The sequence below is a fragment of the Streptomyces sp. NPDC030814 genome, from assembly GCF_055572155.1.
The window spans coordinates 623,815-632,778 of record NZ_JBVIDX010000001.1 but is presented as its reverse complement, the minus strand read 5'-3'; the positions used below and the strand labels follow the sequence as shown (position 1 = coordinate 632,778).

General features: G+C 72.1%; 5 protein-coding genes and 2 pseudogenes. 3 read left to right on the top strand and 4 right to left on the bottom strand.

Features of this window, described 5'->3' with window-relative positions:
* The coding region (locus ACZ43N_RS02605) for a hypothetical protein (RefSeq protein ID WP_468094500.1) at window positions 1-1,412 on the bottom strand (1,412 nt) is incomplete at its 3' end.
* A 243-nt stretch (window positions 1,413-1,655) separates the two neighbouring features.
* On the opposite strand from ACZ43N_RS02605, the pseudogene ACZ43N_RS02600 reads away from it, so the two are divergent.
* A pseudogene (locus ACZ43N_RS02600) lies at window positions 1,656-2,105 on the top strand (TIM barrel protein); the annotation flags it as partial.
* A gap of 949 nt (window positions 2,106-3,054) precedes the next feature.
* Here the strand turns inward: ACZ43N_RS02600 and ACZ43N_RS02595 are convergent.
* Window positions 3,055-3,420, bottom strand: a pseudogene (locus tag ACZ43N_RS02595) (thiamine pyrophosphate-dependent enzyme); the annotation flags it as partial.
* A gap of 107 nt (window positions 3,421-3,527) precedes the next feature.
* Between ACZ43N_RS02595 and ACZ43N_RS02590 the strand changes: the two are divergent.
* The gene (locus ACZ43N_RS02590) at window positions 3,528-4,241 is read left to right on the top strand and encodes a hypothetical protein (protein WP_468094499.1); all 714 of its coding nucleotides are present in this window, start codon (window positions 3,528-3,530) and stop codon (window positions 4,239-4,241) included.
* Window positions 4,242-4,323: 82 nt separating this feature from the next.
* Here the strand turns inward: ACZ43N_RS02590 and ACZ43N_RS02585 are convergent, their stop codons facing one another.
* Window positions 4,324-5,934: an AMP-binding protein gene (locus ACZ43N_RS02585; protein WP_468094498.1), complete on the bottom strand. Its 1,611-nt coding sequence runs from the start codon at window positions 5,932-5,934 to the stop codon at window positions 4,324-4,326.
* Window positions 5,931-7,610: an AMP-binding protein gene (locus tag ACZ43N_RS02580; RefSeq protein ID WP_468094497.1), complete on the bottom strand. Its 1,680-nt coding sequence runs from the start codon at window positions 7,608-7,610 to the stop codon at window positions 5,931-5,933. The genes ACZ43N_RS02585 and ACZ43N_RS02580 overlap by 4 nt, the downstream gene beginning before the upstream one ends.
* A 155-nt stretch (window positions 7,611-7,765) precedes the next feature.
* Here ACZ43N_RS02580 and ACZ43N_RS02575 point away from each other — a divergent pair, with 155 nt between their 5' ends.
* Complete coding sequence (locus tag ACZ43N_RS02575; RefSeq protein WP_468094496.1) at window positions 7,766-8,599, top strand: helix-turn-helix transcriptional regulator; 834 nt, start codon at window positions 7,766-7,768, stop codon at window positions 8,597-8,599.
* Window positions 8,600-8,964: the final 365 nt, after the last annotated feature.

The window sequence follows — 8,964 nt, the reverse complement described above, 5'->3', positions numbered from 1 at the left end:
GCCGCGGCCGAAGTCGAGGTTGCCGGGGCGATACCCGGAGCCAGGGGCGGCATGCCGGCGGCCGACGCCGGGTCGAATGGGGCGGCGACCGAAGCCAGAGGCGACATACCGGCGTCCGAGGCAGCGACTGGCGCCGGGTCGGCTGGGGCGACACCCGGCGCCCGAGGCGACATGGCCGCGGCCGAAGTCGAAGTTGCCGGGGCGATACCCGGAGCCAGGGGCGGCATGCCGGCGGCCGACGCCGGGTCGAATGGGGCGGCGACCGAAGCCGGGGGCGGCATGACGGCGGTCGGGATCGTGACAGGGGCCAGGGAGCGGACCGCGCCGTGGAGGCGTGCGAAGACCTCCGGGGGCATGGTGTCGACCCGGTCGAGGATCGCTGCAGCCCGCGGGTCGGTGGCGCGCGCCTCTCGCTTTTCCTCGTCGGTCAACAGCATGGTGCGCAGCGTGAGGATCTCGTCGATCTCCGCCGCGTCGTGCAGGTCGCCCGGGCTCTCCGGAGCCACCTGGGGGTGGTCCGGGAGGATGATCGGCGCGGAGAGCACGACGGGGCCGGCGGGGGGCTCGTCGGCGAGGACGGGGAAGGTGAACTCGTTGCGGCAGGCCCGCGCGTGGTCGGCCAGGTCCGCCGGTGGATCGATCAGTGAGACGAACTCCACGCCGTCACCGCTGATGAGCGTGTGCGTGGCGACGAGCGCCCGGCGCAGCGCCTCGTCGCGAGGTGCCCGGGGCTCCAGGCCGGCCGCGGAGTTCGCGGTGCGTACGCGGAGCCGGCAGACGTCACCCGCGAGCCGCTCCGCCGCCAGGGTGAGGCTCGCCCTCACCTCCTGGCGACGCCGCACCACCCGCCCGGCGCGACCAGGCAGCGGCTCGATGTCCTCGTCGGCGGCCGCCACCACCGGAACGGTCCTCTCGTCGCGCAGCAGGTCGTCCAGCGGGACCATGACGTCGACTTCGCACGGGACCGCCTCGTCGAAGGTGAGATGCACCGTGCCGTCGTCGGTCCGCAGCGACTCGACGGCACGGTGGCCGCCGTCACGGTCGGCTTCCTCCACCTGCTTGCGCTGCGTCTGCAGGTGACGCAGCCTCACCCGGACGGTCGCGTCGGGCCGTTGGACGCGCAGCAGACACTCGGTCCGCTGATACCAGGAATCGGCGGAACCGGACACACCGGGAACGACAGGGCCGTCCGCCTCCACCCACTCCCGGGGGAACAGCACCCCGAACTGCCATCGGACGCGGTTCTTGGCGGAGGACCGCCGGTAGGGGTACAGGAGGTAGCCCTCGTAGAGGACGGCGTCGGCGACGGCGGTGACCTGCTCGAAGGCCCCCGGGGACGGGTCCGGTGGCAGGCCGGTGTCCATGCCCTTGGCCGGGCATGCCGTGCCGCTGTCGACCGGTCCGTACGCCATCGCGCCCTCCTCCTGTGCGTGCGCCGGCTCATCCCTTCCACCACCGTCACACCGCTCACGCTCTCCCGCCTCCTCCGGCGCAGCGCCGTGAGCCGTTCGAGGGTCACCCACGGCGTGGCTTCGGCCGAGCCCTCTTGACAAGCTCCGACTACGAGCGACAATCTTCCATTACACAGAAAACATTTTCCGCAATGTGGAAGTTTTGGACCTGGAAGTGGCACGGAAGGGAGCGTCCGAGGGCCCATGGGATTCGCAGCGCAGCGCTTCAACGTCAACCTGTCGATCCTCTTCACGGAAGTCCCGCTCCTGGAGCGCCCCGCGGCCGCAGCCGCGGCCGGCTTCACCGCGGTCGAACTGTGGTGGCCCTGGGTCGACTCCCCCACCCCCGGGCAGTCGGAGCTCGACGCCCTGAAGGGCGCGCTCGACGACGCCGGCGTCCGGCTGACGGGGCTCAACTTCTACGCCGGGCAGCTGCCGGGCCCGGACCGCGGCGCCCTGTCCATCCCCGGCGAGGAGTCGGAGAGGTTCCGGGCCAACATCGATGTGGTCGCCGACTTCGCGCGGTCGGTGGGCTGCACGGCCCTCAATGCCCTGTACGGCAACCGCGTCGAGGGCGTGGACCCCGCCGAACAGGACGCGCTCGCGCTGGAGAATCTGGTGCTCGCCGCGCGGGCCGCCGACCGGATAGGCGCCGGTCCCAGCGGCGGGCAACGACAACGACTCCCCTCCCGTCCGCGGCCCCGGGGTGCCCGCTCCTCTTCCTGACCGCCCAGCGCACGCTCGGTCCTCCCGTATTCACCTCCCGTATCAGCGGGATGCGACCTCGTCGCCCGGCACGGTCCTGCCGTGGACGGCCCCGCCCACGAACCGGCCGCCGAAGATCCAATGCTGACCCGCCTCGAGGTCGACACGGCCGCCCCGGCGTATGCGTTCCAGCCACCGGGCCGTCCAAGGGCTGTGCCGTAATCCCCGGCCGGCGCACGACACCGGCTACGGCACCTCGCCGCGTTGTCGGAACGCCCGCATCCATCCAGTATCGGGACGCTCCTCCGCCTTGCGACGCACCGCACCCGACTCCGTGCGCCGATCCACCGCGGATCGGGACAGCCCTGGGGCTCGAAGGAACTCCGCGACGCCCCCGACCGGTTGCGGACCGCGATGGCCGACGGGCACGCGCCAGCCCCCCGTCTACGCAAGCGTGCGTAGAGCAGCTACGGAACCCTCAAATCAACCTCTGAACCCCTGTCAGGGGGCTTCAACTGCCCCTGGGTGCGGGCACATCCTCAACACAAGAGGCCCGCCGGCACGGGGGCGGCGGGCCTCAACGGGGGAACGCTCCGTCGTGGGTACGGGGAAACGCGGGCACCGCGGACACGGGGGAAACAGGGTCCGCGGGATCGCGGGATCGCGGGATCGCGGGATCGCGGGATCGCGGGATCGCGGGATCGCGGGTTCGCGGGATCGCGGGATCGCGGGTTCGCGGGTTCGGTCAACACGGGGGAACGGGGCCGCGAGACCAGGGGAAACGGGGGGCACCGGGGGGAAGGGGGGCCGTGCGGCGGCGTGGCAAAGCGGCTCGCGTCATGCGAGGTCGCGCCGGCGCACGGCCCCCTCCCGGTCAGACCCTCAGGGGCCGGTCCGGTCAGACCTTCAGGGGCCTGATCGACGTCGGCGCGTGCCACGGCTCGGTCGCGAGCTCCTCGAACTCCACGACGGCACCGATGTCGTTCGTCGTGGACATCGAGATGTTGGTGACCCGCTCCAGGATCACCTCGACGACCACCGGCACCCGGTACTCCGCCGCGAGCTTCTTCGCCTGTTCGAAGGCGGCGCCAAGGTCGGCCGGGTCGGTCACCCGGATCGCCTTGCAGCCAAGCCCCTCGGCGACCTTGACGTGGTCGACGCCGTAGACGCCCAGCTCGGGCGAGTTGATGTTCTCGAACTCCAGATTGACCTGGAAGTCGATCTCGAAGGCCCGCTGCGCCTGCCGGATGAGGCCCAGGTAGGAGCATCGCTCCTCGCCCGTCGCGGTGTTCTGCTGCCGGCGCACCCCCGGCTGGAGGACGATGAGGGGGCTGTGCGACGGACCCGGCGAGCTCGGTGGTGGGGTGGAACATGAGCGAGACCATGGCGGTGCGATGCCCGGACTGCGGGCGGGAGCACCAGTACGCCGCGCCCGCCTTCCCCTGCGCGTGCGGCACCCCGGTCGCCCCGCCCCTGAACCGGCGAGCCAACCCCGTCTCCCTCACCCACCACACCTGGGACGAGGACTGGGTCACGGTCCGCTGCGGGAGCTGCGGACGCGCGGACCAGTGGCCCCAGCCGGAGCTCGGCTGCCCGTGCGGGACCGTGCTGCGGGTGCCCGTGACGCGCGCTTCACAGCCCCCCAGCCCCGAGACCGGCGACCTGGCCGAACCGCCCGCCCCACCACCCGCCGAGCCACGCGCCACCTTCCAGCCCGTCACCATCCGCACCGCACGCGACGCCGTCACCGCCGTCGCCCTCTATCTGCGCTGGCTGGGCTACCGGGACGTCCGCCGGGCCGACCACCGCCAGCCCCACGGCATCGGGCTCGCCGCCCGCGGCGTCCTGGCGCAGGTGCACCCGCTGGTCCAACCCGCCACGCTGCGCGACGTCGAATGCCTGTGGCTGACCGCCCTGGCCGAGTCCTGCGACGGTGTCCACTTCTCGCTCGCCGGATACGCGGACGACGCCCGCGACCGCGCCGACCGCCTGGGCGTCGCCCTGTTCGTCCTGGACCTCACGGGCACCCCGCAGCCGGTGAACGCCGCGGCGGTGGAACTGGTCGCGACCGGCGCCGGGGCGTGACCCGGGGAAGACCCGAAGCCCGGGCGCGGTGCGGCCCACGCGGCGAGAACGCGGGCCGTACGCGGGCCGTCTCGCGGGGCGTCTACTCGGCCGCGTACCGCTCCCGTAGTTCGATCTTGCGGACCTTCCCCGACACCGTCATCGGAAAGGTATCCATGATCCGCAGCGCGCTCGGGATCTTGTAGTGCGCCAACTGCCCTTCGCAGTAGGCCCGTAGCTCCTCCAGGGTGAGGGTCCGCGCGCGGTCTCGCGGGATGACGCAGGCGAGGACCTCCTCGCCGTACAGCTCGTGCGGCACACCGACCACCTGGACGTCGGCGATCCCCGGGTGGCCGTACAGGAACTCCTCGATCTCCCGCGGATAGATGTTCTCGCCACCCCGGATGATCATGTCCTTGATCCGGCCGACGATCTCGACGTACCCGTCCTCGCGCATCACCGCCAGATCCCCGGTGTGCATCCACCGGCCGGCGTCGACGGCCTCGGCGGTCTTCGCGGGCTCCTCCCAGTAGCCGAGCATCACGCTGTAGCCGCGAGTGCACAACTCACCGGCCGTGCCACGGGGTTGGGTGACACCGGTGGCCGGGTCGACGATCTTCACCTCGATGTGCGGGAGGACCCGGCCGACGGTGCCGGTGCGGTGCTCCAGGTCGTCGTCGCGCCGGGTCTGCGTGGCGACCGGCGAGGTCTCGGTCATGCCGTAACAGATCGACACCTCGGCCATGTGCATGTCGGCGACGACCCGCTTCATCACCTCCACCGGGCAGGGCGAACCCGCCATGATGCCGGTGCGCAGGGACGACAGGTCGTACGACGCGAAGTCGGGGAGGTTCAGCTCCGCGATGAACATCGTCGGCACGCCGTACAGGGAGGTGGAGCGCTCCTGCTGCACGGCCTCCAGGGTGGCCCTGGGGTCGAAGGACGGTGCCGGGATGACGACGCAGGCCCCGTGCGAGGTGGCCGCCAGATTTCCCATGACCATGCCGAAGCAGTGGTAGAAGGGCACGGGGACGCACACCCGGTCCTGCTCGGTGTAGGCGATCGTCTCGCCCACGAAGTAACCGTTGTTGAGGATGTTGTGGTGGGAGAGGGTCGCCCCCTTGGGGAAACCCGTGGTGCCCGATGTGTACTGGATGTTGATCGGGTCGTCGCAGGACAGCTCCTCGAACGGGACGGGGGTCCCGCGCGCGATCAACTCGTCCCAGCCCGGGTCGCCGATGTACACGGTCTCCCGCAACCGCGGGCAGTTCCCGCGCACCTGCTCCACCATCGCCCGGTAGTCGCTCGTCCGGTGGCTGAGCGAGGCGAACAGCAGGGACACACCGGCCTGGTTGAGGACGTACTCGACCTCGTGGGTGCGGTAGGCCGGGTTGATGTTCACCATGATCGCGCCGATCCGCGCGGTGGCGTACTGGACGAGCACCCACTCGGGGCAGTTGACCGCCCAGATGCCCACCCGGTCGCCCTTGCTGATCCCGCTCGCGACCAGCGCGTACGCCAACCGGTCGACGTCCGCCGAGAACCGGGCGTAGGTCCAGCGCCGCCCGGACGGTACGTCGACGAGCACCTCGCGGTCCGGCCAGGCCGCCACCGCCCGGTCGAGGTTGGCGCCGATCGTGTCCCCGAGGAGGGCCGTACCGCTCGTCCCGTGCGTGTACGACGGCTCGCCCGCGGGCCCGCCGCTGCCGCTCACCGGAAGTCCTCCTCGCGGTACTCGGCGTCCGAGCCCTCGGCCGTGGCCTCGCGCAGCTCGACACGGCGGATCTTGCCGGACACGGTCTTCGGGAGGTCGGCGAACTCCAGCCGGCGGATGCGCTTGTACGGCGCGAGGACGGTCCGGGAGTGCTCGAAGAGCACTTTCGCGGTGTCCGGGCCCGGTTCCCAGCCCGCCGCCAGCACGATGTACGCCTTCGGCACCGCGAGCCGCACCTCGTCCGGCGCGGGCACGACGGCCGCCTCGGCCACGGCCTCGTGCTCCAGCAGGGCGCTCTCCAGCTCGAACGGGCTGATCTTGTAGTCGCTGGCCTTGAACACGTCGTCGGCGCGGCCCACGTAGGTGATGTAGCCGTCCTCGTCGCGGGAGCCGATGTCGCCGGTGCGGTAGTAACCGCCCGCCATGGCCTCCGCCGTGCGGTCGGGGTCGCCGTGGTAGCCGGTCATCACGCCCACGGGGCGGTTGGACAGATCGAGCGCGATCTCACCCTCGTCGGCGTCGGGGGCGCCCGAGACCGGGTCGAGGAGGACCACCTGGAAACCGGGGCTCGGCCGACCCATCGAGCCGGTCTTCAGCTCCTGGCCAGGGCTGTTGGAGACCTGGACGGCGGTCTCGGTCTGGCCGAAGCCGTCCCGGATGGTGACCCCCCAGGCCCGCCGCACCTGCTCGATGACCTCCGGGTTCAGCGGCTCGCCCGCGGCGACGACCTCGCGGGGCGGGGTGCGCAGCTGGGTCAGGTCGGCCTGGATCAGCATCCGCCACACGGTGGGCGGGGCGCAGAAGCTGGTGACGCCCGCGCGGTCCATCTCCGCCAGCAGCCGAGCCGGGTCGAAGCGGGTGTAGTTGTGGATGAAGACGGTCGCCTCCGCGTTCCACGGGGCGAAGAGGTTGGACCAGGCGTGCTTGGCCCAGCCGGGCGAGGAGATGTTGAGGTGGACGTCCCCCGGTTTCAGGCCGATCCAGTACATCGTCGCCAAGTGGCCCACGGGGTACGACACATGGGTGTGCTCGACCAGTTTCGGCCGGGCCGTGGTGCCCGAGGTGAAGTACAGCATCAGCGGGTCGGAGGCGTTGGTCTCGCCGTCCGGCGCGAAGTCTGCGGGGGCCGCGTAGGCGTCCTCGTAGGGCCGCCAGCCGTCCGCGGTGCCGCCGACGGCGACGCGGGTGTAACGGCCGGGCACCTCGTCGAACTTGGCGGCGTCCCCGGCCCGTGCGATCACATGCCGGACCCGGCCCCGCTCGACCCGGTCGCGCAGGTCGGCCGGACCGAGCAGAGGGGTGGCGGGGATGACGACGGCGCGCAGCTTCATGGCGGCGAGGGCGGTCTCCCACAGCTCCACCTGGTTGCCGAGCATGACGAGGACGCGGTGGTCGGCGCGTACGCCCTGGGCGCGCAGCCAGTTCGCGACGCGGGAGGAGCGCTCGGACATCTCGGCGAAGGTCAGCCGGGTCTCGGTGCCGTCCTCCTCGACGATGTGCAGGGCCGTGCGGTCGTTCCCGCGTGCGATCTCGTCGAACCAGTCGAGTGCCCAGTTGAAGAAGTCGGGGCGCGGCCAGGTGAAGCCCTTGCAGGCCGTGGCGTAGTCCTCGCGGTGGGCCAGCAGGAAGTCCCTGGCCGCCCGGAACTCCTCCGTGGCGCTCGTCCTCGCCGACATGTGTCCTCCTCATTGCCGGACCGTCGCCTGACATCGTGTAATGCGTGATACGCGTCTCACTACCCCCGAACGGGGGTGCGCCGCGCGGAAAGGGCGAGTTCGTGGCAGTGGATCCCTTCAGTTCCGTCGATACTGCTTCATCCGGCAGGACGGACATGCGCGGCGCGCTGAACCGGTTGCGGCAGGCCACCGGGCTGCCGCTGGCCTTCGCCGGGCTGGTCGAGCCGGGGGTCGGGCAACTGCGCATCAGCGAACTCCAGGGCAACCGGACGACCTCGCTCAGCGGGCTGTCCGTGCACTCCGGGAACGGGCTCGGCGGCAAGGCGGTGGCGCTGGCCCGCCCCTGCTGGGTGACCGACTACTCCTCGTCGCGGCAGATCAGCCACGAGTACGACGCCGCCGTCGCCGCCGAGGGCATCCGCTCGGTGCTCGCCGTCCCCGTCGTCGTACGGCGCCGGGTGCGGGGTGTGCTGTACGGCGCCCTGCGCACGGCCCATCCGCTGGGCGACCGTACGGTCGGGGCGGCGCTGGAGGCGGCGCGGGACATGGAGCAGGCGCTGGTGGTGCGGGACGAGGTCCGGCACCTGCTGGCGGCGGCGCGACCGCCGGAGGACGGGTCGCCGGCTGCGTGGGAGGAGGTCAGAGAGGCGCATGTGGCGCTGCGCGCGCTGGCTCCGCGCATCGACGACCCCGAGCTGCGGGAGGAGCTGCTCCAGGTCTGCGGCCGCCTGGCAGGCGCCGCGGCCGTCGACGCCCCCGGCCCGGACTCGCCCGCCCCGCCCGCCGGCCCACGGGTCGCCCTCACCCCCCGCGAGCTGGACATCCTCTCCTGCGTCGCCCTCGGCGCGACCAACGCCATCGCCGCCGACCGCCTCGGCCTGCGCCCCGAAACCGTCAAGGGCTACCTTCGCTCCGCGATGCGAAAACTGGAGGCCCACACGCGCCTGGAGGCAGTGGTGGCCGCCCGCCGAGCGGGACTCCTGCCGTAGGGCTCCGCCGACGCAGGGCGGCACTCCCGAATCGCCGGCCTCCGGCCGGGGCCGACGCGCCGAACCCCCGAATCACAGCACCCCACACCGCCCACCCCCGACCGGGGCCGACGCGCCGAACCCCCGAACCACAGCACCCCACACCGCCCACCCCCGACCAGGGCCGACGCGCCGAACCCCCGAATCACAGCACCCCACACCGCCCACCCCCGACCGGGGCCGACGCGCCGAACCCCCGAATCACAGCACCCCACGCCGCCCACCCCCGACTAGGGCCGACGCGCCGAACCCCCGAATCACAGCACCCCACGTCGCCCGCCTCCGAAGCCGCCAGGCGGCAGGAGGCAGAGTCGCTCAGCCTCCAC